General features: G+C 45.5%; 17 protein-coding genes. 9 read left to right on the top strand and 8 right to left on the bottom strand.

The annotated features are described in order from the left end of the window. Positions 1-37: 37 nt before the first annotated feature. Both CHA6605_RS01840 and CHA6605_RS01835 read right to left on the bottom strand, forming a co-directional pair. The gene (locus tag CHA6605_RS01840) at positions 38-943 is read right to left on the bottom strand and encodes a hypothetical protein (protein ID WP_015157851.1); all 906 of its coding nucleotides are present in this window, start codon (positions 941-943) and stop codon (positions 38-40) included. A gap of 35 nt (positions 944-978) precedes the next feature. Then, positions 979-3,339: an ATP-binding cassette domain-containing protein gene (locus CHA6605_RS01835; protein ID WP_015157850.1), complete on the bottom strand. Its 2,361-nt coding sequence runs from the start codon at positions 3,337-3,339 to the stop codon at positions 979-981. Positions 3,340-3,618: 279 nt separating this feature from the next. Here CHA6605_RS01835 and CHA6605_RS01830 point away from each other — a divergent pair, with 279 nt between their 5' ends. Both CHA6605_RS01830 and CHA6605_RS01825 read left to right on the top strand, forming a co-directional pair. Further along, positions 3,619-5,292, top strand: coding sequence for a protein kinase domain-containing protein (locus CHA6605_RS01830; RefSeq protein ID WP_015157849.1), 1,674 nt, complete (start codon positions 3,619-3,621; stop codon positions 5,290-5,292). A 71-nt stretch (positions 5,293-5,363) separates the two neighbouring features. Then, a complete protein-coding gene (locus CHA6605_RS01825) occupies positions 5,364-6,650 on the top strand; it encodes a serine hydrolase (RefSeq protein WP_015157848.1) in 1,287 nt (428 codons plus the stop codon). Positions 6,651-6,771: 121 nt separating this feature from the next. On the opposite strand, the gene CHA6605_RS01820 is transcribed toward CHA6605_RS01825, so the two are convergent. Together CHA6605_RS01820 and ppk2 are read right to left on the bottom strand one after the other, a co-directional pair. Further along, positions 6,772-8,943, bottom strand: a complete 2,172-nt coding sequence (locus tag CHA6605_RS01820; protein ID WP_015157847.1) for a glutamine synthetase III family protein — start codon at positions 8,941-8,943, stop codon at positions 6,772-6,774. A 320-nt stretch (positions 8,944-9,263) separates the two neighbouring features. Further along, a complete protein-coding gene (ppk2, locus tag CHA6605_RS01815; protein ID WP_232432162.1) occupies positions 9,264-10,199 on the bottom strand; it encodes a polyphosphate kinase 2 in 936 nt (311 codons plus the stop codon). A 694-nt stretch (positions 10,200-10,893) separates the two neighbouring features. Between ppk2 and cobJ the strand changes: the two genes are divergently transcribed. From cobJ to CHA6605_RS01800, 3 genes are all read left to right on the top strand, one after another. Then, a complete protein-coding gene (gene cobJ, locus CHA6605_RS01810; protein ID WP_015157845.1) occupies positions 10,894-12,639 on the top strand; it encodes a precorrin-3B C(17)-methyltransferase in 1,746 nt (581 codons plus the stop codon). 185 nt (positions 12,640-12,824) lie between these two features. Further along, complete coding sequence (locus CHA6605_RS01805) at positions 12,825-13,025, top strand: hypothetical protein (RefSeq protein ID WP_041547442.1); 201 nt, start codon at positions 12,825-12,827, stop codon at positions 13,023-13,025. Then, positions 13,025-13,651, top strand: a complete 627-nt coding sequence (locus CHA6605_RS01800; RefSeq protein ID WP_015157844.1) for an SMI1/KNR4 family protein — start codon at positions 13,025-13,027, stop codon at positions 13,649-13,651. Before CHA6605_RS01805 ends, CHA6605_RS01800 begins: the two co-directional genes overlap by 1 nt. Before the next feature lie 326 nt (positions 13,652-13,977). Here the strand turns inward: CHA6605_RS01800 and CHA6605_RS01795 are convergent, their stop codons facing one another. From CHA6605_RS01795 to CHA6605_RS01785, 3 genes are all read right to left on the bottom strand, one after another. Beyond that, complete coding sequence (locus tag CHA6605_RS01795) at positions 13,978-15,027, bottom strand: NAD(P)-dependent alcohol dehydrogenase (RefSeq protein ID WP_015157843.1); 1,050 nt, start codon at positions 15,025-15,027, stop codon at positions 13,978-13,980. Between the two features lie 712 nt (positions 15,028-15,739). Continuing rightward, positions 15,740-16,633, bottom strand: a complete 894-nt coding sequence (locus tag CHA6605_RS01790) for an aspartoacylase (RefSeq protein ID WP_015157842.1) — start codon at positions 16,631-16,633, stop codon at positions 15,740-15,742. Positions 16,634-16,891: 258 nt separating this feature from the next. After that, positions 16,892-18,142: an AAA-like domain-containing protein gene (locus CHA6605_RS01785; RefSeq protein WP_015157841.1), complete on the bottom strand. Its 1,251-nt coding sequence runs from the start codon at positions 18,140-18,142 to the stop codon at positions 16,892-16,894. Between the two features lie 175 nt (positions 18,143-18,317). On the opposite strand from CHA6605_RS01785, the gene CHA6605_RS01780 reads away from it, so the two are divergent. From CHA6605_RS01780 to CHA6605_RS33500, 3 genes are all read left to right on the top strand, one after another. Beyond that, positions 18,318-21,959 (top strand): AAA-like domain-containing protein, encoded by a 3,642-nt coding sequence (locus CHA6605_RS01780; RefSeq protein ID WP_315874932.1) that lies wholly within the window; start codon positions 18,318-18,320, stop codon positions 21,957-21,959. 70 nt (positions 21,960-22,029) lie between these two features. Continuing rightward, the gene (locus CHA6605_RS01775) at positions 22,030-22,902 is read left to right on the top strand and encodes an alpha/beta hydrolase (protein ID WP_198288416.1); all 873 of its coding nucleotides are present in this window, start codon (positions 22,030-22,032) and stop codon (positions 22,900-22,902) included. Between the two features lie 67 nt (positions 22,903-22,969). After that, a complete protein-coding gene (locus CHA6605_RS33500) occupies positions 22,970-23,137 on the top strand; it encodes a hypothetical protein (RefSeq protein WP_157259719.1) in 168 nt (55 codons plus the stop codon). Between the two features lie 124 nt (positions 23,138-23,261). On the opposite strand, the gene CHA6605_RS01770 is transcribed toward CHA6605_RS33500, so the two are convergent. Then, positions 23,262-25,193 (bottom strand): PBP1A family penicillin-binding protein, encoded by a 1,932-nt coding sequence (locus tag CHA6605_RS01770; RefSeq protein ID WP_041547438.1) that lies wholly within the window; start codon positions 25,191-25,193, stop codon positions 23,262-23,264. A 329-nt stretch (positions 25,194-25,522) separates the two neighbouring features. Between CHA6605_RS01770 and tyrS the strand changes: the two genes are divergently transcribed. Beyond that, positions 25,523-26,761 carry a tyrosine--tRNA ligase gene (tyrS, locus tag CHA6605_RS01765; RefSeq protein ID WP_015157837.1) on the top strand — a complete coding sequence of 413 codons (1,239 nt, stop codon included), beginning with the start codon at positions 25,523-25,525 and terminating at the stop codon, positions 26,759-26,761. The last annotated feature ends 8 nt before the right edge of the window (positions 26,762-26,769 follow it).

Below are 26,769 nucleotides of genomic sequence, written 5' to 3'. Positions count from 1 at the left end.
AATCATTCGATCGCTATTTATTGACTCGATCGATCGTTTAGGTATTTTCTAATTTAGAGAGCATGGATTGTAAATACTCGATCGATACTCCTGTTGTCTCAGAAATAACTTCTAAAGGAATATTTTTTCGCAACAAATTGAAAGCAATTTCTTGTTGTTTTCGCTCTTGAGCTTCAGCAATTTCAGCCTCAAGCCAAGCATCAATCTGTTCCATCGTTCTCATAAACTCTTGCTCCTCTTCCGTCAAACTTTCTACAGGCAATCCCCGTAAGTAGACACAATACTTGAGACTAGTATTAATTGTATCATTTTTCTCCCGACGCCGTGGCGATAACTGCTCGATTTCCCTAAATGCCCGACGCGCCGAATCCTTATCTCCCAACATCTTCAACCACAACGTATCTTCACTCTCTGGCAATCGATCGATAACCACAATCCCCATCCGTAGGAACTTCGACAGCTCATACACCCCTTCTCCATATTCAGTTAAAGGCTTTGCCTCGCATAGATTCAATAACTTATCGCCACAATTCACGGCTAACACCCAAGTAAACGGCTCCCGAACTTCAATTTGTGCTTTCGCATCCGCTGGTAACTGCTCGGATTTTTTCAGTTTCAACTCGACACGAGCAGCTTCGATTAATTCTGCTTCCATTGGTTCCCAGTAGAGATTTTTTCTAGTGATGGAAACGTTGAGATTTTTGCGATTTAGATACCCGCTGTAGTGTTCTACTATTATCGTCGGATGCTTTTTCATCAGTCGATCTAATAGTCCTAAGTCTTCCTGCTGCCAGCCAAACTTATCAGACTGGGCGACAAACATACAATCGATTTCCAAATCTTCGTCATTCATCACTTTGATATCTTTGCGCGTTTCAACCTTAGTTTTATATAAAGCTTGAACGTAGAACTTAAAAAACCTGTCGTGCTTATACTGAGCCATTAATTTAATTTATAATTTAATCGAGGCGATAATTTCTATAAAATATCTTTTTTCTTCTGCAACCAAGCAGTTATCGCTAAATACATAACAATATGCGCTGATAACATCAGCCAATTAAAACTCAAGTTCTGCCAAGTAGGTTGATAGGCAATACCTGTCGGGAAAGGCATATCTTCGATTGCGGCTGTCTTGAGACTATCTGGTAATAATTTGTTGACATCGAAGATCGTGCCATAACCACCGATCGCCCAGCGACTTAACATGAGATATGATATGCCAATACTCAAGCCTTTGAGCTTGAATAAGACCCCTGAAAAAATAATTTGGGGTAGTAATAATAGCGGTAATGCGCCATTAGCTTGATTGCCATTCTTGACAGCGGTAGATACTAATAAGCCTAGAGAAAAACTAGCAACTAGGGTTAGGAAAGTATTAACAAAAATCCCTATTTGCCAATTAATTAGCGTTGAAGCTGGAGATTTAAAGGCGAGCGAGATCGAGATGACGATTAATATAGTTTGGACAATCGCTAGAGCGGCAAGCACCCCAAATTTGGATCCTAAATACGATCGCAAGCGGAGATTTACCAATCGTTCTCTTAAATAAATTGCCGATTCTTTGACTACTTCCTGCGCCGAACTAGATAATCCTACCCACAGCGATGCACAAGTAATTACGAATAAAACTTGCAATGCTAAAGCGGATAATCCTGGATCGACTGTATCGCCGATAATAAAGGGGGCTTTGTCTTGTAAAGAGAGACTGAGTAAACCAATACTAACTGGTGCGGTAAGTAAAGCTAATCCTAAATTAACTCGATCGCGAGCGATCAGGCTAAAATAACGTTGGGTAAAGATCTGCAACTGAGCGAGCGGATTAGCTTGTTTGGCAGTTGGTGGGAGCGCGGTATTTCGAGCATTCGCATGAGGATTGAAAGTATTGGCGATATACTTTTGAAAGTAGGGAGATTTTCGATATAGTTCGACGTAACGATCGATTTCACTTTCTTGTTGGAGCTGAATATAAATCTTGGCAAAATCGGTGACTCCGAAAAATTTTAGAGCTTCGCTAGGATCGCCAAAATAACATAATTTACCACCAGCACCTAAAAATACGATTCGATCGCAGTCGGTGATATTTGCAGTAGCATGGGTGACGAGAACGATAGTGCGATGGCCATCGTGAGCCAGATCTCTGAGCAGTTCCATCATCTGTTTATCCAACCCCGGATCTAGTCCAGAAGTCGGTTCATCTAAGAAGAATAGTTTGGGATTTGCGAGTAATTCGACGCCGATACTTACCCGTTTTCTTTGTCCGCCGCTGAGATCTTTAATCGATGCTTTGCGACGATGAGTCATTTTAATATCATTTAAAGCTCGATCGACGATTGTTTTGAGATCGATATCTGAAGGTAACCGCAATTTTGCGGCATAAGTTAACACTTCTTCGACACTCAAATCCATGTGAATGATGTCATCTTGAGGCACATAACCGATTCGATCTCGATAGATATTAAAGTTTTGCCGCAAATCGCTACCGTTGATATAAACAGTCCCGCTAGTCGCTGCTTCAATCCCCAACAATGTCCGCATCAGCGTCGATTTACCCGCACCACTCCCCCCCACCAACGCGACGAGTTGGCCTGGTTCTAAGGCGAATGAGAGGTTATCTAAGCGACGTTTGCCGCTGGTTTCTAAGACTAATCGATCGACATCCAGCCGAATGCGATCGCCAGTATCGACGAGTTGGATTTCGCCATTCCTAGCAATCAGCATAAAAGGGCCGATTCTAATTGTCGCACCCTCGCTGACGATGGCAGAGTTATTCACTCGTTGCTCATTGACAAACACGCCATTGGTACTCAGGTCGCGTAAGATATACCTACCAGCACCATCTTGGCGAATAGTTGCGTGGGTGCGCGAAATCGTCGGCGCATCGAGTTGGATGGTACAAGTAGCATCTCGCCCTAAGGTAATTGTTTCGGGTTGGGCGAGCAAGACAGATTTCTGCTCCAAGCTGGTAACAGGCATATTGCTGGCGCGAGGATTGATGTACGTGACTCGAATCATGGCGGCGGGATCTAAGCCGATGGTGACACACATCCCATGTGCTAACAGACAGCCGATTTGCGGCGAAATTAATACTCGATCGAGATACAATCGATTGCTACTTGGTGTTTTACCATCGCCATCAAAAATATAATAATTCTCGCCATTTTGGCGCAATGTTGCTTGGCTGCGGGAGATAAGTTGCCAACTATCCGGTACTAACAGATCTGCTAAACTTGGATCTCGTCCGATGATATGCTGCGATCGATTGAGTTCAAAGTTAAGGATCTCACCGCGATTATTAATTTGTAAATATGGATTGCTAAAAACCATGGGTGTGGCGGTCATTCGATCGATAGGTATATTATTAAATTGAAGAAGATAGAAGGCAGAAGGCGTGATGAGCAGAAGGCACAATTAGTGGGAGATTCAGATCCACACCCAATTGTAGACCACCAAATTTTAAATTTGGTATAGGCTTGTACCCAGTTGGGCAAGGTAGATCGAATGGCATCAAACTTTCCATCTTGCCGATAAACCAACCTTCTGCCTTCTGCTCATCGCGCCCTCTACCTTGCCCGAAGGGCTGGTTAACCGTTAATTGTCAATTGTCAACCGATTTATAATATGTCCCTAAATTCCTATCCAATTATTAGAAAAATCGGTGAGGGTGGGTTTGGTACTACCTACTTAGCAACCAATACATTGATGCCTTCTCACCCGTATTGTGTGGTCAAAAAATTAATCCCGACAGCTACAGATCCGCAAACCCAACAACTGATTCAATCTCGATTTAAACAAGAAGCAATTACTTTAGAGAATTTGGGCAAGGAAAGTAATGGTACGATTCCCAGTCTCTATGCTTATTTTGTCGATCGAGGAGAATATTATCTCGTTCAAGAATATGTCGATGGTCAAACTTTGGGCGAGCGGCTCCAAACGCAAGGCTTATTTACCGAAGCCCAAGTCAGACAACTACTAACCGATCTTTTGCCCATTCTCTCCTACGTTCATCAACGTGGCATCGTGCATAGGGATATTAAACCAGAAAATATCATGGTGCGCCAGCGAGATAATAAACCTATGTTAATTGACTTCGGTGCGGTCAAAGAAACCATGGGTACCATCATGACACCATCGGGACACACTGGTAAATCGATCGTGATTGGAACGCCCGGATTTATGCCCGTAGAACAGATGTCTGGTCGTCCGATGTTTGCTAGCGATATTTACGCGCTGGGTTTGACGATAATTTATTTATTAACTAGGATGATGCCAACAGAGTTTGAAACCGATCCGCATACGGGTAATTTAAACTGGCAATCTTTTGCTCCCAATATATCACCACAATTAGCCGCAATCTTAGATAAAGCGATTCAGCCTGTCTCTAATTATCGCTATCAAAATGCGCAAGATATGTTGCATGCGTTAACTAATTCAACTCCCACTCAAGCCCAAATCGGACAACCTGCTACTCCTGCTAAAACCTTGGTAGTTCCCACACCAATCGATGCGCCAACACAGCTTTTATCGCCAGCTCAACAGGATCGAGATCGCTCTACTAACGTTCAAACAGGAATGAACGATCGCAACAATCCGATGGTGGCGACGATTGTTGGTGTAATTATTGGTGGTGGATTGATTGTTGGTGGATTAGTTTTAGGAAAATACTTTGCAGGTAATAATCCCACTCCAACTGCTAGTAATAGTCCAACTCCAACTGCAAGCAATAATCCAACTCTAATGGCGAGCGATAATCCAGCTCCAACACCTACTAACAGTCCAGCTCCAACACCAATTAATACTCCGGCTCCAACACCGATTAATACTCCAGCTCCAACGCCTACTAACAGTCCAACTTCAACTCCTATATCTAGCAACATTTCGCGCGAAGCTGCTCTAAATACAGTCCAACAATGGCTAAACTATAAGCGCAGCTTACTCGCCCCACCATATAATAAACAACTCGGTACAGATTTATTGACGGGGAAAGCCTATCGAGATAATGTTGATAAATCTTCCGAGCCATGTAATGGACGTCCTGATGATTGCTTGAGTTCGGCAGATTGGCTGCAAAAAAACAATGCTGAATATTCTTTTGGGGTTCAGCGGATAGATTCGGTCGATCGATTTGAATCTAGCGGCGATAGCGGTACTATCTTTGTTACGGTCACAGAGTATCGAACTTTGCACAAATCAAACGGACAAAAAACTCAGTCTGGTGGTACCAAGCAAGCCCGATACGATTTGCAATTTGAGAATGGCAAAGTAAAAATTACTGATTACAAAATACTTAATTAATAGCGGCCTAAATTAAATAATATCTAATAAATATTTTTTTGTAATCGTAAAGTGAAGAAGTTTGATTTTAGATGAAAAACAAAAAAACAGTCAATCGAATCGCTAATACCTTCTCCAAACTACCACCCAATGTTAAATTTTACCTGACAATTGCGGCGATCGCTTGTGGCATGGCTGGCATGTTTTTTCTCGGTTATGGGTTGCTATCATTATTCGATCGAGGTAGATCTGAGTACACATCAGATCGATCTCCAAATCCTCCGGTATTAGTACCCTCACCGCCTGTTACTGCTACCGCTCCCACTCAGAATCAACCATCCGTTCCACTCCCAAATCAATCATCTGTTCCTTTAGAAAATCAACCGTCTACTCCCGCTACAACAAAACCTACTGTTCCGAGCAAACAGCAGCCGGACACCTATCAAGTAATCGGACAGACTAACTTTAAAAAACCTAGTGCCAAGCTCGAATCAGTAGTAAATAGGATTGTCAAATATAGTAAAGATAAAAACTTACCACTTCAGGCATTATCGATATCTTTAATAGATACTCAAACTGGCGAGCGAGCAGATTATCAAGGTAATGTTCATCGATATCCAGCTAGTGTAGTGAAAATGTTTTGGTTGGTTGCGGCTTATCAAAAAATCGATAAAGGTGAAATAGATGGAAATGTTTTGCGTCCCGCGATCGAGCAGATGATTTATAAATCAGATAATCAAGGTGCCAGTCAAGTAATAGATGCTATTACTCAAACCAAATCTAATTCAGATAAATTATCCGCCACAGAACTATCGATTGCCAAACAACAACGACAACAATTGAACGCTTTCTTTAGTCAAGCTGGCTACAGTCAGGATATTAATGTTAGTCAAAAAACCTTTCCAATTCCTCAAGAAAAGATTATGGAACCTCAAGGTTTTGATCGACAATTGAGAGGCGATAATCTGCAAAGACCAATTCGTAATAAATTGACTACGAATGATGCAGCAAGGCTGATGTCTGAAATTGTCAATGCTCGATCTATTAGTCTTGAAGCTAGTAAAAAGATGAGAGGTTTACTGGGTAGAAATGTCGATCCTGGATTTTGGAAAAAACAGCCTCCAAATCCCATTGATTTTAATCCAGTTGAAAGTTTTTTTGGAGAAGGGTTACCAGTCGGAAAAACTGAAAATATTGTTTCCAAAGCAGGTTGGACATCAGCATCTCGTCAAGAAGTTGCCTTCATCAAAAGTAAGGATGGCAAAACTCGCTATGTATTAGCAATATTTGGTGATGATGATGCCTATAGTAAGAACAAAAAAATCTTCCCTGAAATTTCTAAACTTGTCTACTCTCAAATGCGCCAATTATCTAAATAAACACCAGATCTTCCCTTCCGCAGTAAGAGCCAAACAAAATCAGTCGGTATGAGCGTACCAACTGATGATGGAAATTGTGTCAAGTTTGTGAGCGAAAAATATCAAGAAATACTGGAGTCAATTACTTGACAAATAGCATCTCTTGATAGGTAGGTAGCGGCCAGAAATCGTCCGCTACTTCACCTTCTAGTGCATCGGCATCTTTGCGTAACTCGTCCATCATTGGGCGAATCGTTTTGGCGCAATATTGCATGTGTTCTTCGATCGATGCAAAATCATGTTTGCCCATCGCCCCATCGAGTTTGCTAATTTTATCCATCATGGTGCCGATTAACATGGCTACTTTTTCGGCACTTTCCTTACTCAGTCCGATCCCGATCGCTTGCGCGTTAGCAATCGTTGTCGATAGCTCGGAATGATAACGCATTGCCGCTGGGTAAATGGTGGTTTTGGCCATCGACACCATCAGTTTGGCTTCGACTTCGATCGCCAAGATATACTGTTCGGCATACACCTCAAACCGACTTTCGAGTTCGACGGCACTGAGTACGCCAACTCGCTCGAACAATTCTTCGATGTAATCGGCCTTCAGGACGGGTAAGGCATCGGCTGTCGTCCGTAGGTTGGCCAAACCGCGCTCTTCAACTGCCATTTTGTGCCATTCTTCGGAGTAGCCGTTGCCGCCAAATACGACCGCACCGTGCTTGTCCATTACTTCTTTGAGCACCGTGTGGATGGCAGTAGTCAGGTCGTGTCCCTTCGCCATTTCACTTTCTAGCTCATCGGCAATCCAGGTCAAGGAATCTGTCAGGATCGTATTCATCGCCACTAGCGGCCCCGATACCGATTGGCCAGAACCGACAGCGCGGAACTCAAAGCGGTTACCCGTAAAGGCAAAGGGGGATGTCCGGTTGCGATCGCCAGGATCTTTGGGGAAAACGGGTAAAGTGTCTACACCGAGTTCCATTACTCCGGCGTGGGCAGAACTGGTCGTCTCGCCCTTGCTAATCTGATTGAAGACCTGTTCTAGCTGCGTTCCCAGATAAACTGAGATAATCGCTGGCGGAGCCTCATTTGCACCCAAGCGGTGATCGTTACTCGCAGTAGCGACAACTGCACGCAATAGTGGGCCATACTTGTGAACGCCGCGAATTACTGCCCCACAGAATAGCAAGAACTGCATGTTGGCATGGGGAGTATCGCCCGGATCGAGCAAGTTACCTTGGGTGGCATTCCCGACCGACCAGTTGACGTGTTTCCCCGAACCATTAATTCCCGCAAATGGTTTCTCGTGCAGGAGACAAACAAAGCCGTGCTTCTTGGCAGTACACTTGAGGAGAGTCATGGTAAGTTGCTGGTGGTCGCTGGCGACGTTGGCAGCTTCAAAAAATGGTGCCAGCTCGAATTGACCTGGAGCCACTTCGTTATGGCGCGTTTTGGCGGGAATCCCCAGCCGATACATCCGCTCTTCCACGTCTTGCATAAATACCTGAACGCGATCGGGAATTGCGCCAAAGTAATGATCGTCAAATTGTTGACCTTTGGCCGCTGGTTTGCCAAATAAAGTCCGCCCTGCGAGCAGCAAATCGGGACGACTATGGGCAAAATGCGCGTCAACTAAAAAGTATTCTTGTTCCGCGCCACAGCTAGAGTTGACTGGAGCGACGTTCGAGTGCCCCAAGATCTCCAGCATTCGCGTAGCTGCTTTGTTCATCGCAGCATTCGATCGCAGCAATGGGGTTTTCTTATCTAAGGCTTCACCCGTCCAGGAGATGAACACTGTGGGAATGCAGAGGGTGACACCATTGTCTGTTTCCATTACATAGGCAGGACTGGTGACATCCCACGCCGTGTAGCCGCGCGCTTCAAATGTCGATCGTAGTCCGCCATTGGGAAATGACGATCCATCCGGTTCGCCTTGCACTAGCACTTTGCCTGTAAATTCTGTCAGGACGCTACCATCGCTTTGGACGGAGATAAAACCGTCATGCTTTTCAGCAGTTGCATTGGTCATTGGGTAAAAGACGTGGGCGTAATATAATGCCCCTTTAGCGATCGCCCAATCTTTCATTGCTGCTGCGACGGTACCCGCGATCGAGACATCCAGCTTACCGCCTGTTTGAATGGTACTCTTGACAGATTTATAAACATCTTTGGGCAAACTCGCCTGCATCTTGCTCAATGTAAATACATCCGTCGCCCACAGTGCTTCTAAGCGTTGTGGCACCTTGACTGGGAGGGGCTGGCGATCTGTGACTTGAGAGACGGCTTGGACGCGCAATTCGTGTGTCATGAGGATCTATTCCTGATAAATGTGGGTTGGATGTAGGTATCGCGAGGACAGCGATTTCAATCGCTGCTAGTGCTGCAAAGTCCGCCTTCGTAGACTAAGAAAATGCCCGATCTATGATAAGAATTAGCTAGAAAATCCCCTCCTCGGCGTTGCCCTGAGCTTATCGAAGGGAGGGGTGCCCGTTGGCGTTGGCGCAGCCTGCCGTAGGCACAGCCTTTCCGTTCGCGTAGCGTCACGAAGTGAAGGAATTAGGGCGGGGTGGGTAAGATCTATGCACCAACTCCAATAAACTGAGGAGTAAACCCCAGAGTGTCAGTGGCTCAATATATTTGCGGCACAAAAAATTGCTCGTTACGTGGCGGACGCACATAGTCGTGAGGCGCGCTCTTGCGTGGCGGCAGTTCCAGCGGATCGGGAGTCATATCCACATAGGGAATTTTGCTCAAGAAATGGCTGATGCAATTGAGCCGAGCGCGGCGTTTATCGTTGGCTTCTACCGTGAACCATGGGGCTTCGGGGATATTAGTATGGGCAAACGTCGCATCTTTAGCTTTGGAATATTCCACCCACCGATCGCGAGATTCCAGATCCATCGGGCTGAGTTTCCACCGCCGTGCGGGATCGGTCGTGCGCGACTGGAAGCGACGTTCTTGTTCTTCATCGCTGACGGAGAACCAATATTTGAGCAAAATAATCCCCGATTTCACTAGCATTCGCTCGAATTCTGGACAGGTTTGCATGAATTCTTGGTATTGGGCATCCGTGCAAAATCCCATCACATGCTCTACCCCAGCTCGGTTATACCAGCTCCGATCGAAACAGACGATCTCACCTGCTGCGGGCAGATGCGCTACATAGCGTTGGAAGTACCATTCGGTTCTTTCGCGATCGCTAGGCGTTCCTAATGCCACCACCCGACAGCCACGAGGATTAAGCGGCTCGGTAATGCGTTTGATCGTGCCACCTTTCCCGGCAGCATCGCGACCTTCAAAGATGATGACAATGCGAGTGCCAACATGCTTTGCCCAATATTGCATTTTTACTAGTTCCACTTGCAGCCGAGCTAGCTCTTTTTCATAAACTTTACTAGCAAGTTTGGAGCTGCCTTCTGCTTCAGAGACGTGGTACAGAACGTTGCGTTCTGATGTCTGGAGAGTAGCTTTCTTCGCCTTGTGCTTTTTCTTTTTGTGCTTGAGTTTTTCTGGTGCGACGATCGGAGACTCTAACACAGCAGTTGTTAATGAACTGCCGTTCATAACTTCGGTTTCCATAATTATCCTGTGATGACCTAATCAGAATGTGGCGTAGGTAACAACGAATGGATGAAAATTGGGGAGAGAATGGTTAGCAGGCACACAGCCCTCGAGCCTCCACTAAACTCATGAATTTCGATCGCTGCCCAAATCTGAGCTAATCGATCGTGGCTTTCAACTCACGACCTCACAACGTCCTGAAAGTCTGAAAGTATACTTACTCAAGGGATGTAACGAAAAAATCGCTAAAACCTTCAGTTACCATCAATTATAATTCTTTAAAGGTTTTTTGGGGTTTGACCCATAGTAAATACAAAAAAGTAAGGTTTTTGTATTGTAAGCTACTAAACACTAAAAAACTGTAGACTTTATCTCGATCGATAGATTGACTCGCACACTAAAAGTCGATATTGGCTGCGATCGAGATTTTGAAGCAGCAAGGTTTAAAGACAATAGCCATCAAGTTATTTATCACGTTATTAAATAAGGGTGAGTCTGCGAATAATTTGCTGTCGAATGATGGATTTTTTCTGTGACTAAACATAGAGTTCATCGGAGATCTCAATTTACAACTACTTGCCATTATTTCCCGTCACATTTTAAGTTGTTCGTATTCGGCGGCGGAAGATCGACAGGAGCCGCAACTCGAACACATCCCACCAGCGATAAGATAGGGAAGACCGTCATCTGTTAAATCATGCTCGATTCTCATTCTGAGCGGCTACCTGTAGCGAGCGTAGTCGTTGGCGAAGCCTGCGCTTTGCGCTTACTACGCCAGCGAACTACACCCGCTGTTGTCGTCCTCAATCAAATTAGCGTCCCCACCGCGCGGAAGTTGATGACAGCCTTACCAGGAGCGCAATTGTATGGGTTGGTGGGGAGAACGACAGATGTGGATGTGAGTTTTGCCAACTTTGGCGATACTTTGCGGCAATTTTATAGTCAGGGGGTGCCGATTATCGGCTTGTGTGCGGCGGGAATTTTGATTCGGACGCTCGCACCAGTGCTGACAGATAGCAAAACAGAACCGCCAGTCGTGTCTGTGGCTGCGGATGGGAGTGCGGTAGTGCCGTTATTGGGTGGGATGACGGGAGTCAACGATCTTGCCGAACGCATTGCGGCGGTGTTGGACGTACAACCAGCGATTACCACTACCGGAAAGCTCCAATTTAATACCGTGCTCCCAGATCCGCCAGCGGGTTATCGACTGGCAAATCCGCAACATGTCAAAGCTTTTATCGCCGATCTGATTGCGGGTGTCAGTGTGAGTTTGGATGGGGATGCGGAGTGGTTGACGGCTAGCGAGATCCCCTTTTGTGCCCAAGGAGAACGCCAAATTACGATAACTACGCAGGCGATTTCCGGCAGTCCCACACAATTGGTCTATCATCCGACCAGCCTAGTCTTGGCAGTCGTACAACCCTCGCAATTTAGCATCGCGGGGTGGATCGAAGTAATTCTCGATCGACTCACCACGGCCAATCTCGCCCTCGCTGCTGTGGCTTGTATCGTTCTGCCCAAAACACCTGCTGGAGCCGCAATCGCCGGAATTGGGACTAGTTTAAATCTGCCGATTCGCTTGGTGGAATCCGCGATCGAACATCCCGATTTAACAGTAGTTAGTAGCGATCGAAATTTAACGATATTTAGTGCCACACAGCCGATCGAGCCGCACGCGATCGGACAGGATCGGGGTAAAATAACTGTCATCGGTACTGGCCCCGGCTCGCCACAGTGGATGTCGCCACAAGTACGTCAGACGATTCTCGCCGCAACAGATATCGTCGGCTATCACACCTATTTAGCTTTAGTTAAAGATCTCACCGTCGGGAAACAGTGCCACGGCTCGGATAATCGGGTCGAACTCGATCGATCTAAGTTAGCGTTAGATTTAGCCGCGAGCGGTAAAAATGTCGTCGTCGTCTCCTCCGGCGATCCGGGAATCTTTGCGATGGCAGCGGCTGTCTTAGAAGTCCTCGACAAAGAAGCCAAACCAGAGTGGCAAACGATCGATCTCCAAGTCGCGCCAGGTATTTCGGCCATGCAAGCCGCCGCTGCTGCTGTGGGTGCCCCCTTGGGACACGATTTTTGTGCGATTTCGCTCTCTGACATCCTCAAACCGTGGGAAGTCGTTGCCAGCCGGATTGCATCTGCGGCAGAATCTGATTTTGCGATCGCGTTCTACAACCCCATTTCGAGCCAACGCACCTGGCAATTGACCGCCGCTAAGGAAATCCTCCTGAAGACTCGATCGGGCACCACCCCAGTCATCCTCGCCCGCAATCTGGGCAGACCCGGACAGGAGGTGAAGGTCATTACTTTGGGCGAGTTAGCTCCAGAGTCGGCGGATATGCGAACGGTAATTTTAATCGGTTCGAGTCAAACTAAACTGATTCCCCGCGCGGATGGGAATAATTGGGTATATACACCTCGATCGTATTAATAAGGCAACTATATCCACTCGCTTACTGCTTGCATGTTAATCTGGCCGTAACTGCTTTGCCACGATCGGAATTAGCGATTTTCTTTCAGAACTTAGCTACTGCCAGACGAATACATCCCGAAGTTTTATGCAATGCCGTAACCGCAATTTCACGAGTCGATTGAAGAGAAGATGCCAGCGAATTAGTGAGATTAGAACGCGCTTTGTCAGCTAGCAATGATGAAGGGTTGCGTCGCATCGCACTGGCGGCATTAATTACTCGATCGCAAACTGATGGCTGGAATCAGGAAAGAATCGCTAGATTAGTCGCTTTTCGTAACGATCTCTCATCACTGGTTGCCGAAACAGCTCAATTTAGAGTTGAATTATTGAGTATCTCAAAATAATGAAAACTAAGCTTTTACTCGAAGAGTTGATAGAATTAATCAAAAATTTAGATTATACAGTGCCTGATGATGTATTAGGGACGGGACATTCTACGGTAGAAATAGAATCTCAAATTAAGATTAAGCCAATTCCTGATTCTTTGATCGATCTTTATTCATGTATCGACGGAGGGGATGACGCAATACTGATCCCAACTCATTGGCTCCTACCATTAAATAGAATAAATGAAGAAATCGATCTATTTCTTAAATCTTATCCCATATTTTCTGATGTTATTGATGAAGGGCAAGTCAATAATATTGATGAATTTCTTGAATGGCAACCAGATATGATTCCATTCTTTGAGGATCGTGCCGCTGGAAATATTTTTGTAAGATCTTTAGCTAATGATAATTCTGTCTGGGCTGCAACAAAGTATTCTTCTGTATATAAGATTAATACGAGTATTGATAAATTTCTAAGCTCAGTAATTGAGTTTTACAGACAAGGAGCATATTTTCTAGATCGAGACGAATATGAGGATGGATCGTATGAGGATGAATTACAGTGGAATACTGATTATGAATTAGTTAGAGAGATTGTCAAACAAATCGATCCAGAGATTGAAAATTACTGTCCGCCATAAAAAACTCCAGCTCGCAGTAGGACAGAAATGTAGGGTGGGCACTGCCCACATACCATTTAGAGCCGTAGCAAAACAAATTAAAACTGTTTTTACCGATCGAACTATCTCTTCAACAATTTATCGATATTAACTATCCCAAATATTTGTCTCGTTAAATCAAAATTTGTGCTGGTGGGCAGTGCCCACCCTACTAACTACTAACGAGAATGTATTGAATCAATTCATGGATCTGTAGGGGCGGGTTTATGCTAACAATTCACGCCTAAAACCATCAAATCCGAACAAACCCGCCCTTCCTCACCAATATTTACCGATCGAATATCGGTTTACGAAGCCGATTTTAACGAGGCCATATCGATAACAAAACGGTATTTGACATCGTTTTTCACCAATCGATCGTAAGCTTCATTAATTTTCTGAATGGGGATAAGTTCGATGTCAGAGGTGATGTTGTGTTCGCCGCAGAAATCTAACATCTCTTGAGTTTCCTTGATGCCGCCAATCAGCGAGCCGCTAAGACTGCGCCGACCGAAAACCAAACTACCGACATTTAGGGACAGCGGTTCGGGTGGTACGCCGACTTGGGTGAGATTACCATCGCGTTTTAATAACAGAAGGTAGGCATTGATATCGTGTTGGGCGGATACGGTATCGAGAATGAAGTGGAAAGTATTTAGATGCGGCTTCATCTCGTCCGCATTCTTAGAATTGACGACTTCATCTGCACCCAGCCGCTTTGCATCTTCAACTTTGTTGGATGAGGTAGTAAAGACGACTACATGTGCGCCCATTGCCTTGGCTATTTTTACGCCCATGTGCCCCAACCCACCGAGTCCGACGATGCCTACTTTTTGACCTTTGGTGACGTTGTGGTAGTGCATTGGCGAGTAAGTGGTTATCCCCGCGCACAGTAACGGTGCGGTAGCAGCCAGATCTAAATTCGACGGCACCTTTAACACAAATGCTTCATCTGCAACGATCCGCTCGGAGTAGCCGCCGTAGGTGATACCGTTGGTATGTTTATCTGGAGAATTGTAAGTAAAGACGGTATTGTCGCAAAACTGTTCGAGATCGTCTTTGCAGTTGTCACAAGTGCGGCAAGAATCGACCATACAACCGACTCCAGCGGTGTCACCTGCTTTAAATTTCTGGACGCTTGCTCCAACTTCTACCACCCGTCCGATGATTTCATGACCGGGGACGCAGGGATAACTGGTACCACCCCATTCGCCACGGGCAGTATGCAAGTCTGAATGACAAACCCCACAATAGAGGATTTCGATCGCGACATCATGCTGACCGAGAGCGCGGCGTTGAATGTCGAACGGTGCGAGTGGACTCGTAGCGTTTTGAGCTGCGTAGGCATTTGTCTTCATAGATGGCAATCCTGAATCATTTATTGGGATTAAATTTATTTGGCTTTGCTAGATTCTCTTGCAGAGAGGCTTCGCCAACGAGGTATGAAAAACTAGAGGAGAGAGCGAGGAGCGGGGGAGAAGAATGTACAAAATGATTATCATACCTACAACCAGCAACGCCATTTATTTACATGCTTCGATCGAAGCCTGAAATTCGACTATCATCGCCAGATCGACAACCTCAGCGTTAGTGGATGATTTCGGTCTATTGCACTCAGCTATGGATTTGGATACACAATTATCGACTCGATCGATAAATCGCGCAATCGATTTAGACCGATCGAGATATTGTCAGTAAAAGATCTCGATCGCTCGTTACTTTATAAAGTTTTTGTCTTGGCTCTAAGTCTTAAATTATCCTACAATTTTTGTGATAAAACAACTCCAAATCTAAATTAAATATCGATCGATCGAGAGATATATTTTAGAGCATAGACATTTTCAACCCCAGAGGCGTAGCGGTGCGCGTTTTTGCTTACCCACAGGATACGCCAACGTCGGGTTTACCGACATAAACAGCGCAGCAAGACAAAGAGCGCACAGCATATAAATGCATGAAGATTTATCTATCGATCGGAAGATTTATTAACAACGCTCGATATTTTTCATCCGGTAAGTTAGGTAATCGATCCGATCGCTAACAGACAGGGATCGACTAACTTTAGATAAATTAAGGCTGTAAAACTAGTTTTTCTGTTAATGACATCGCAATCCCTTTTTCGTAATAAGCGGCTTCATTAATAAAGATTGGGAAAACTGTATATTCACCCTGATAAAGAATCGATTCGCCTGTAAATGTCCAGAACATCGGATCGCCTGGTTGCAGCGGTTGATAATCTTGAAATTGAAGTTTGGGATGAATCATTGCTTCGATTTTACCCGACGAATCGCGCGGGTAATCTACTGAAGATAGCGTTTGATATACAGTCAAACCAGTTGGAATTGGTAAAGGCTTACTCTGATTTTCAGCATCGATATAATTCAAAGTTTCTCGAACTAACATCTGGGTTTTATCGAATAGATCGGCATTGAGAATTCCTTGCGCGATCGCGCCAACTTCGATCGTGCAACCTAATGGCGATAGCGATCGCAACATCGGTGCATCTTGGTTGCATTGGATGCCACAACAGACTCGGACATCGGGATGAAGCGTACTCAAATAAGCTGCCAATCGTAAGTTAAATGGATGCTTACTCGACAGTAAAATCGTCAATCCCATGTTGGATGTAGAAGTATGCAGATCGATAATTACATCAGCTCGGGGCCGATCTTTAGGGCCTAATTTGGCGGCAATTTCTTTAGCTAGGATATCTTCATAGTTCGTTAAATCTAGATTTGACAAATCTGCATTGCCAAAACAACGATTCAAATCACGATCGATATAGCGACGATTGGCGGCAATTGCTTTAGGATTGGCTAGTAATGTCATGCACTCGAAGCTATAACCATCGATCGGATGTGGGCATCGATTCAAGTTCTCGATCGTATAAATACCCGTCAACTCATTGCCATGCGTTCCGCCGACAATTGCTACCCGTCGAATAGATCCTGACAACAAATTCATAGTGGATAGTTGATAGTGGATAGTTGATAGTTGATAGTGGATAGTTGATAGTTGATAGTTGATAGTTAAGAGTTGATAGTGAATAGTGGATAGTGGATAGTGGATAGTTAATAGTTAATATGGAACTGTGCTGAAAATTGTGAAGTACAGTCTTTTCCCTGCTCCCCGCTCCCCGCTCCCCCCCCTTCCTCACGAGATCTCCACTTTAGTACATTGAGTGAATTGCAGATGATGAGATAGCTAAAGTCGATATCGAGATTAGTTCCATGCAAAGTAGCGACGATAGAGTTCGCATCTAGCGCGGACTTGACGATCGAGTGAAATAATTAAGCCCTGACGATGAAGGAGACTGCGTTGTTTTGGGGAGACTGTTGTTGTCGTGGGATTGGTCGCAATTTGGCGCATTAAGTTATACAAATCTCGCTGTTGCAGCCACAGTTTGAGGACTGCTAAATGCTCCTGATACAGCGGCTCGGTAGTGGCTAAATCAAATTGGAGCGATTCGTTTTCGCTTAGACTTTTAAGTGTCAATTGAATTAGGCTGGGAATACCGCCGATCGGTTGCATTAAGGCTTCAATTTGCGCTGCATCTAGAACCAATCCTTTGCTCGCGGCTAGTGCGGCTACTTCACTAGGACTGAATTCTTCTAACTCGATCGAATAGCCGACATTAAATGGCGATCGATTTTCGGCAATATTTACAAACTCTTCGATTCTGGGCGTAGAATAAGCCAACAAGAGACGAAAATTTCCCCAAATGCCACCTTTCTTACTTTTTTCATTCACATTTCGCAACTGAAATAAAAATTCGTCGGCAATAGCAGGGAAATCTAATAATCGATCGAGCTTATTAATCGCGATCGTCAAAGGGTGCGCTATTTTTTGTTGTAAATGTTCGAGATATTTGAGAAAAGCTTTAGTATGAGTCAGCGATGCCGCTAGTTCGTCATAACGACTTAATGACATCAAACAATCGACATATTTTTCGGCGATCTCGCTAGCAATTTCGCAGACAAAAGCTCGAAAAAAAGCCTTAGAATCTGTAAAACCAGCAGGCTCGATCGAATTAAGATTTAGGTATAAACATAAATGTCCCTGCTGTTCGGCGCGATCGAGTAGTTTCCACAATAATGAAGTTTTGCCAAATTGAGCGGGAGCCTGAATTCTAATTAAAGCATGGGGTGCCAAAAGCTGCTGGTACCACAAATTTTCGCGCTCTCGACAAAGCGCGGGAGCTGGAGCTGCAACGGGAATCGAATTATTATTGACGGCTGGAGCTGGTAACGGTTCTTCGCCAACAACCAGCGGATCGAGATCTAATAGTTCGCAAAGTTTGTTAAAGTTGGCTCGATCCAGCGGTCTACCGCAAAAAAAAGCACTCACCGTCGATTGCGCCTGAATCTCAGCTTCGATCGCCAGACCGATTTGAGTGGTATATTTACTCTGCTTGAATGCTGCTTTTGCATCCTTCACATGAGTTGGGCGCAGTTGCAACGATCGACGAGTCATAGTATGCCAGAGAAGTGCTGACTACATTTTAGAACTTTGCTGGCTGCATTTGGCACAGAGCAGGGGGTGGGGAGTATGAAAGATAGTTCGCCACCAAAGTCGATATCGACTTTGATAAGTCGATACCAGTCGAGCGAAATGGTGGGAAAATAAATTAGATCCAAAGTCCCACAGCATTGTCACTCAGACGAGGAGAGCGGCTATCGGCAAGATCGCATATAAAATTGGTGGTAGTCTCCCCGCAAATGCACCTACCTATGTCGTCAGATCCGCCGATCGAGATTTGGATCGGTACATCGATAGCGGTGAGTTTTGCTATATTTTGAACTCCCGCCAGATGGGCAAATCTAGCCTCAAACTGCGCGCGATGCAGAAATTGGCAGATCGAGGGGTGGCGTGTGTCGAGATCGATCTGGCGGGGATCGGTACGGTGGATGTAAGCGAAGCACAGTGGTATAACTCGATCGCGGACGAGTTAGCCACTCAATTCGATTTAGATGCGGAGTTAGAAATTTTTTGGGATACTCACGCTCGACTTCCAGAGAGTAAGAGGTTGGCAAATTTTATCGATGAGATCGTGCTGGAGCAGATCGATAGTCAGATTGTAATTTTTATCGATGAAATCGACCAAGTTTTGAGTTTAGGTGCCTTTACCGATAACTTTTTTGGCACGATCCGAAGCTGTGCGGAACGACGCGCTGCTAGACCTAAATATCAACGATTATCCTTTGTATTATTAGGCGTAGCCGCACCGACGGACTTGATTAAAGATCGACAAATTACCCCCTTTAATATCGGTCGGGCGATCGAGTTAAATGGATTGCAAATAACGGACGATCTTTCACCCTTGATCCGAGGTTTAGAGGGGAGCGTCGCCAATCCCAGCCAGACGATCGCCGAAATTCTCGATTGGACTGGGGGACAACCTTTTCTGACCCAAAAATTATGTCAGTTAGTAGTTGAATCGCCCCAAGATGCGATCGCCCAAATTGTCAGCACAAAAATTATCGATAATTGGAAAGAGCGAGATAGTCCCGTTCACTTACGCACGATCGAAGCACGCCTCTTGGCAAAGCGCGAAATATCCAGCCATTTACTCCAACAATATCGCTATATTATTACATCCAAATCTGGCCTAATTGCGAATAATAGTCCCGAACAACAATCGCTGAGATTGTCGGGATTAGTAGTCGAACGAGCGGGTAAATTACAAGTTTATAATCCGATCTACCAGCAGGTATTTAGTCGCGATTGGGTCGATCGACAGTTGGCGGATATCTGTCCCCATGGTAAGGCTCTAACTGATTGGCTCGATCGCGATCGATCTGATGTCTTCCTGCTAGATGGCGATGCTTTAGATGCCGCAATTTCTTGGAAAGAATTTCAGTGGCGACAAAATCAATTGATTGGGATTGAAGACACCGCTTTTATCGATCGCTCTCAAGCACGGCGCACGGATTGGAAGCTCAAAAAAATTCAAGATCGAATTAAAAAATTTGTTAAAATTCTCCTACTATTAATTGGCATCGGCTTAGTTTTATTAGTTAGTCTAATTTGGCTCGGTCGTAGCCTGACAATTTCCGACAGGCTCGATCGACTCGAACGCACTAGCACTCAGATTATGCAACAGTATGAATTTGCCCCGATCGATTCTCTCCAAGCTGCCATCGAGAATGCCAAAAAATCTCAAGCGATTAGAATGACCTTAATGGGCGATCGATCGCCGACAATTGGCCCCAAATTAGCTCTCCAAAAGCTCGTCGATAGCATTCAAGAAATCGATGAGATTCAGACCTATCAGCAAGGTGTAAATACAGTCTATTTTTGCGGAAACGATCGCATCTTTACGGCAGGAAGCGATGGCACGATTAAACTCTGGGATCGGACTGCAAATATCCCAATTAGCGAACCAAAACCCGCGATCGCGCTCCAAGATGAAGCTAAAATTATTAGTTTCACCTCCGAAAATCCTGAATGCGATCGCATGTTTGCAACTGGTAGTAGCGATGGTTATATCAGACTGTGGGAAAAATTAGGGATCGATCGGATTCAAAACAAAGCAAAGATCGATCAAGCCGCAGCGCATCAAGGTAGTGTTCAAAATGTACGATTGCTACGCGATCGTCGTGACGATCGTTTGTATGTATTTAGTACTGGTGAAACTGATGGTAAATTAAAAAAGTGGCAATTTGATAATAACAATCGCTTAAATTTACTTAAAACATTCGTCGCTCTTGATGGTAATGTCGCTCATCCACAGGGGGTTGTCTCTCTTAATTTAAATGGTAAAAAAGATCGAATTGGCAGTGCTGGTCAAGATAATACAGCAAAAATTTGGGATTTAGATGGTAACCCGATCGCGATTCTTAGCGGTCATATCGGTGCAGTCAATAGTATTTACTTTTGCTCGTCGGTATCTAACAATTGTACCGATTATGAAATCGCCACAGGGAGCAGCGATGGCACCGTAAGGCTGTGGAGTGCTGATGGTAAGTATCTCAAGACAATTAACGCGCATACTGGAGAAGTTAGAGCAGTTCGATTTAGTCCTGATGGCAAACTATTAGCCACAGCATCTGCTAAAGATCCGACGGCGAGTAATGGTAATTCGGTCAGAATTTGGAATCTTGAAGATAATGGTAAATTAATTACCGAATTTAAAGGTCATCAAGGATCGATCGAAAGTATGCGATTCAAACCTAATAGTAATCTCGATCGACAATTAGCAACTAGCGGTCGGGATGATAGTATCATTCGGATCTGGAAAATACCAGAAGTGATGCCCTCAAAACATAAGCATCAAGAAAAAATCAATAGTGTGCGGTTCGATCCTTATGATTCTAGGTATTTTATTACAGCAGGGGAAGATGGCAAAATCGCCTGGTGGTCTCATAGTCCCGGTCAGCTCCCTCAACAATTAAGTAGTTTTTCTGCTAAAGACAAGAAGATTAAATTTAATACCATTCGGATTTATCCTAATTCTACTCCCAACAAAAGATCGATCGCCGTTGGTGACTCTCAGGGAAATATTAGATTGCTCGAGATCGAAACTGATGGCGACAAGCAGAATATTGTTGAAGTTAGTAGTTTTAATACCGGACAAGGTAATGTAGATAGTATGGATTGGAATTATAAACCTTATGGCGATCGAGCCGATGTCTGTTTGCTAGCAACAACCGGACAAACTGGCGATAATATCAAATTTTGGGCGATCGATATCAACGAAAATAAACTAGTAGATTCGATCGTCATCCCACCCATCCACTTGGATTACTCGCATCTCACTTTAAGATTTAGCAAAGATGGCGAAAGTCTAGGAATCGGTGCCGATAAAGGTCGAGTTGCTTTGATTACCAAAATCGAGCGTCTCGCCCAAATACCACAGGTCAAAAAGTTAAAATACGATCGCGAAAAAGCTCTCAGAAGTAAAGTCATAGTTGGCTTTAGTAAAGATCCGCAATTGTTTACGATCGTCAGTAAAGAAGGTAAAATCTGGAGGTCGGAGATTGAAGCTAAATTAATTGAAGATGAGAAAGGTGTCCAAACTTATCAGGCGGGCACAGAAAATATCGATATTAGCAGTCAAGATGGCTCGATCGCCACTGGCGGTGCTGGCGCAGCCTTAAGAATCTGGGACGTTCGCGGTCGTCAGTTGGCCGATTTTCGGGGCTATTGGGGCACAATTAGAAGTATCAATTTTAGTAGAGATGGCAAGTATTTACTTGCTGGCGGCGACGATGGCATCCCGCTCGTATGGCAGATCGATCGTCAAATTCCCGATCTCATCGAACAAGCCAATCGCTGGTTGGCTCGCTAACTCGAATTCTATAGAATAATCTTTTGAGAGGGACTTGCTCTGTCGGGGCTTAAAACAGTGGGAGGTTAGCTTGAAAAGATCTGTTGTCATTCGCCGTAAGCATCTGGGTACTTTGGTCAAAAGGTTGGCGATCGTCTATATATCCATCTGTCTATGTTTGTGGATCGGGCAGTGCCATCTGATGTTTCATCCCTATCGTGAAATTGTTGCGGTGCCCAGTGCTTCACCCTGGAATATGTCATATCGGGAGATTGTCATGCCGAGCGGATCGGGGCAATTGAAAGGCTGGTGGATTGCCGCCGATTCTCGTCGAGTGAAAGACTCAACTCCGCCTAAAGTTCTCTTGTTCTTGGGTGGGGCTGCTGGCAATAAAAGCCACTACTTAGATCGAGTTGAAGGACTCCGACAGTTGGGGTTTTCCTTGCTGCTATTCGATTACCGAGGCTATGGAGAGAGTCTGGGTGATTTCCCCAGTGAAAACCAGTTATACAACGATAGTCAGGCAGCCTGGGACTATCTAATCGATCGACAAAAAGTGCCACCTCCACAAATATTTATTTATGGGGAATCTCTAGGCGGGGCAATCGCCCTTGACTTAGCAGTCAAACACCCACAAGCAGCAGGCGCGATCGTGCAAAGTTCATTTACATCCATGACAGACATGGCTAGGTGGAGAGGATTCGGTTGGCTGTTTCCTGTCGATCTGCTGTTGACTCAGAAATTCGATTCGATTGCCAAGGTGCGATCGCTAAAAATTCCAGTATTATTCATTCATGGTACGGCGGATGATGTTGTGCCATTTAAGATGGGACAAAGACTTTTTGCTGCTGCTCCAGCTCCTAAATATTTGCATGTTGTGTCTGAAGCTGGACATACCCGTCTGCTCAGATCTGGAGAGCAGTCTTATCTCAAAGCCATTGGGCAATTTATACAACACAGCTAGTCATAACTTGCCCTAGAAGCCTCCGTTAATCTCTAATTTGTGCGCAAGGCAACCGAGAGAGCAGCCAATGAAACAAGCGATCTTCGATGGCGTTAGAGCTACAGAATTAGCCCGATCGCGCTGCACCGGAACGTTTCAATACGATCGATCGATTGCAAAAGTTGTCTGTGTCTGGCGATCGCGATTTTCTCCTGCTACAAACATCCCGATCGAGCAAACTCGCCGAGGCAGATGATTGTCGGATTGAAGGAGTCTGGGGACGCTCCGATCGAGATCCCTTTAACTCATAATAGTGTCGTACTGTTCTCTGTTGACACCGATCGGCCTCTATCTTCGGTTAACCTCTGATTGGGGCTGCTTCAGCTTCCCGGACGTTTGAACTTAGCTGGTGGTAAGAACGATTCTACAGGCTCGTTTTTGAGAGCTTCTTTCATAAAGCTCCGCCAAATTGGTGCGGCGTAGGTACCGCCCGTGACGCCTCGACCGAGGGGTGTAAAGTCATCTTTACCAATCCACACAGAGGCCGATAGCTGGGGCACGTAGCCCACGAACCAGACGTCCCGTTCTGAAGAGGTAGTTCCGGTTTTTCCAGCGGCTGGACGACCGATTGCGGCCTCTTTACCAGTACCGCCGCTAACTACTGATTGGAGCGCGCTGTTGATTTGAGCGGCAGCCCAGGCATTGAGAACTAGTTGGGGTTGGGGGGTATTGTCGAGGAGGATATTACCATCGCTATCTGTGACGCGGAGGATCGTGGTGGTTTCGGATTGCCAGCCGTTGCTGGCAAAGGTGGCAAATGCACCAGCCATTTCGACTGGCGTCACGCCAACCGCGCCTAGTGGTAAAGATACAACTGGTTCGATCGGGCTTTTGATGCCCAAGGTGCGACAAGTTTGGATGACTTTATCCAAGCCGACTTCTTTACCTAATTTTACCGCTGGTACGTTAGTAGACTGCATAATGGCACTCCGGACGCTCATTGCACCAGAATAGCCGCCGCCATAGTTGCGCGGCGAATAGTAGCCACTACCATCGCGATAGCGGACGGGGTTATCGTATACCGTCGATTCGGGCGAGAATTTGCCAGTGGCGAAGGCGGTATAGTAGACGAAAGGTTTGAATGAGGAACCGGGTTGCCGATTGGCATACATGGCGCGGTTGAAGTTACTTTTTTTGTAGTCTACGCCGCCTACCATGGCTTTGATAAAGTGCGTGCGCGGATCGACTGCGACGAGGCTGATTTGATACTTACTTCTACCTAAGCGATTGTAAGCATTTTGAACGACTTTTTCGGCAGCGAGTTGGAAGTTATAATCGATCGTAGTTTGAATCCGCATCCCGCCTTTCCGCACGGTTTCGCGCCCAAAGCGTTGATTGAGTTCTTCGATCGCGGCATCGGTAACAAAAGGTAATCTACTACTTTGCCAAGTTTTGATCTTACCGAGTTTGATTTTATAGGCTTTCGCTTTTTTTTCTTCGGCTGGCGTAATCCACTTGAGTTCGACCATCCTTGCTAAAACTACTTCTTGCCGCTTTTTAGCTGCTTTAAAATTGGTAAAGGGACTATATTTTTCGGGTGCGGCGATCGATCCTGCCATCATCGCCCCTTCTGCTAAATTTAGATCGGAGGCATGTTTGTTAAAATAGCTCTGGGCTGCTGTTTCTACTCCATAGTTATTGTGACCCCAATAAACTTGATTGAGGTACATTTCCAGAATTTCGTCTTTACGGAAAATTTGTTCGAGTCGAATCGAGAGTACGGCTTCGGCTAGTTTTCGGCTAAATTGTCGTTTTTGAGAGAGGAATAAGTTCTTGATCAACTGCATGGTGATCGTCGAACCACCCTCGGTGACGCCACCTTTTTTGAAGTTGGTACTAATGGCTCGTCCCACCCCAGTGAGATTGACCCCTTGATGATAGTAGAAGTGACTGTCTTCGATCGCTAGTAAGGCGCGTTTTAAGTTGGGCGAAATCCGGTTGAGCGGTACGACTTCGCGATTGGCTTCATCGTGCAGACTGGCCAACTGCATCCCTTTGACGTCATAGATATAGGTAGTTTCGGTCGGTGCGTAGCTGCGAAGTACCCGCACGTCTGGTAAATTCCGGAAGCTAATTGCCAGCCCTACTAAGCCACCAGCGACGATCGAACTAGCTAACATGGTGATACCTAAGATCGTACCGCCCGCAATTTGACCGATACCGCCGAAGAATCTACCATCTTCTGGTTTGCGATCCATCGGTTCGTCGGGTTTCTGTTTGGGGTTCTTTTTATTTAAAGCTCTAGAAGACACTAGGATCTTTCTCTCTCAAATTAGGGACAATTAGTTCAAAGTTCTATCCAATCTTCGAGACGAGCCATTAAGGGTTGGGAAAGAGCCTTAATTTGCGCCTTGTCTCGATCGTAACTAGAGATCGCCATCTTCGCTGCTAGCAGCTACACAAAAGACACAAAGTGAACTTGCTGTAGGCGAAAGGGGTCGATCTTTACCGCTTTATCGTGTGGAGGAGTTATGGCTCTAAGATATTAAAGAGCGTGTAAAGGTATTTTGGATTGTGTAGTAACCATAATAAGCTTAACTTGCAACTGTTTTAGAGATTCTGCTCGATTTTCATCATCCATATGACTGTAAGTGTTTCCGTGCCAGCATCAGATCGATTCGATTGGTTATTTAGAGGTGTGAGTGAGATTTTTCCCCACCAGCCAAGTTCCTCAGATCCGGCTGAGAATATTGCCCAGCGACTAGCACAAACCGACCGTCCACTGCGGGTCAAACTGGGGATCGATCCAACGGGTGCTGATATCCACCTCGGTCATAGTATTCCCCTCCGCAAGCTCAGATCTTTCCAAGATGCCGGACATACTGCGGTGCTAATTATTGGCGACTTCACCGCCCGCATTGGCGATCCGACTGGTAAATCGGAAGTCCGCAAGCAATTGACGCCGGAGCAAGTTACCGATAATGCTCTAGCTTATCTCGATCTCGTGCGCCCGATTCTCGATTTTGAGACGCCAGGACGGTTGGAAGTCCGCTACAATTCCGAATGGCTCTCCAAATTGGATTTGGGTCAGACGCTCGAACTGCTGTCCACGATGACGGTGGGACAAATGCTGGCTAAAGAAGGTTTCGCGCTGCGCTACGAAAAAGAGACGCCGATTTTTATTCACGAGTTTCTGTACCCGCTGATGCAGGGCTACGATTCCGTTGCCGTCCGCGCCGATGTCGAACTCGGCGGTACCGATCAAAAGTTTAATTTAGTCGTCGGGCGCGATCTCCAGCGTCATTTCGGGCTGACGCCGCAATTTGGCCTATTGATGCCCATTCTGCTCGGTACCGATGGCGTCCAGAAAATGTCCAAATCTCTCAACAATTATGTCGGATTGGGCGAAGACGCTCTGAGTATGTACTCTAAGCTAGAGAAAACGCCCGACAGCATTATCAAAGATTACTTTACCCTCCTGACCGACCTAGAACTCGCTCGATTGCCAGAGAACCCCAGAGAAGCCCAAAAGCTGCTCGCCCTGACGGTAACCTCGCAGTACCACGGTACAGAGCGCGCCATCCAAGCCCAAGCCGATGCGATCGCGCTAATTACCAAACCCGGTCAAAATGCAGGTGGCGATAGCATTCCCGAATTTTCGCTGGCTGCTGTGACTTTCCCCGCTAGAATATTCCAAATTCTGTCGGCGAGTGGTTTGTGTACTGGTAGTAACGATGCCAAACGGCAAATTCAAGGTGGTGCGGTGCGGTTGGATGGCGAGTCTATCTCTGACATCGAACTTACCTATAATGACGCAGCGGAGCTAGTTGGGAAAGTTTTACAAGTAGGCAAAAAACGTTTTAAAAAGTTAATTGAATAGACTCCGCT

Source organism: Chamaesiphon minutus PCC 6605 (genome assembly GCF_000317145.1).
In the GTDB taxonomy this organism is placed as follows: Bacteria; Cyanobacteriota; Cyanobacteriia; order Cyanobacteriales; family Chamaesiphonaceae; genus Chamaesiphon; species Chamaesiphon minutus.
Note: the sequence above shows the minus strand (reverse complement) of the source record. Positions and strands in the feature narration are given on the sequence as shown.

Bases quoted from the DNA above. Each gene is read 5' to 3' on its own strand.
- CHA6605_RS01825 (WP_015157848.1), top strand. From the start codon at position 5,364: ATGAAAAACAAAAAAACAGTCAATCGAATCGCTAATACCTTCTCCAAA.
- cobJ (WP_015157845.1), top strand. From the start codon at position 10,894: ATGCTCGATTCTCATTCTGAGCGGCTACCTGTAGCGAGCGTAGTCGTT.
- CHA6605_RS01820 (WP_015157847.1), bottom strand. From the start codon at position 8,943: ATGACACACGAATTGCGCGTCCAAGCCGTCTCTCAAGTCACAGATCGC.
- tyrS (WP_015157837.1), top strand. From the start codon at position 25,523: ATGACTGTAAGTGTTTCCGTGCCAGCATCAGATCGATTCGATTGGTTA.
- CHA6605_RS01795 (WP_015157843.1), bottom strand. From the start codon at position 15,027: ATGAAGACAAATGCCTACGCAGCTCAAAACGCTACGAGTCCACTCGCA.
- CHA6605_RS33500 (WP_157259719.1), top strand. From the start codon at position 22,970: ATGAAACAAGCGATCTTCGATGGCGTTAGAGCTACAGAATTAGCCCGA.
- CHA6605_RS01835 (WP_015157850.1), bottom strand. From the start codon at position 3,339: ATGACCGCCACACCCATGGTTTTTAGCAATCCATATTTACAAATTAAT.
- ppk2 (WP_232432162.1), bottom strand. From the start codon at position 10,199: ATGAACGGCAGTTCATTAACAACTGCTGTGTTAGAGTCTCCGATCGTC.
- CHA6605_RS01840 (WP_015157851.1), bottom strand. From the start codon at position 943: ATGGCTCAGTATAAGCACGACAGGTTTTTTAAGTTCTACGTTCAAGCT.
- CHA6605_RS01790 (WP_015157842.1), bottom strand. From the start codon at position 16,633: ATGAATTTGTTGTCAGGATCTATTCGACGGGTAGCAATTGTCGGCGGA.
- CHA6605_RS01800 (WP_015157844.1), top strand. From the start codon at position 13,025: ATGAAAACTAAGCTTTTACTCGAAGAGTTGATAGAATTAATCAAAAAT.
- CHA6605_RS01785 (WP_015157841.1), bottom strand. From the start codon at position 18,142: ATGACTCGTCGATCGTTGCAACTGCGCCCAACTCATGTGAAGGATGCA.
- CHA6605_RS01830 (WP_015157849.1), top strand. From the start codon at position 3,619: ATGTCCCTAAATTCCTATCCAATTATTAGAAAAATCGGTGAGGGTGGG.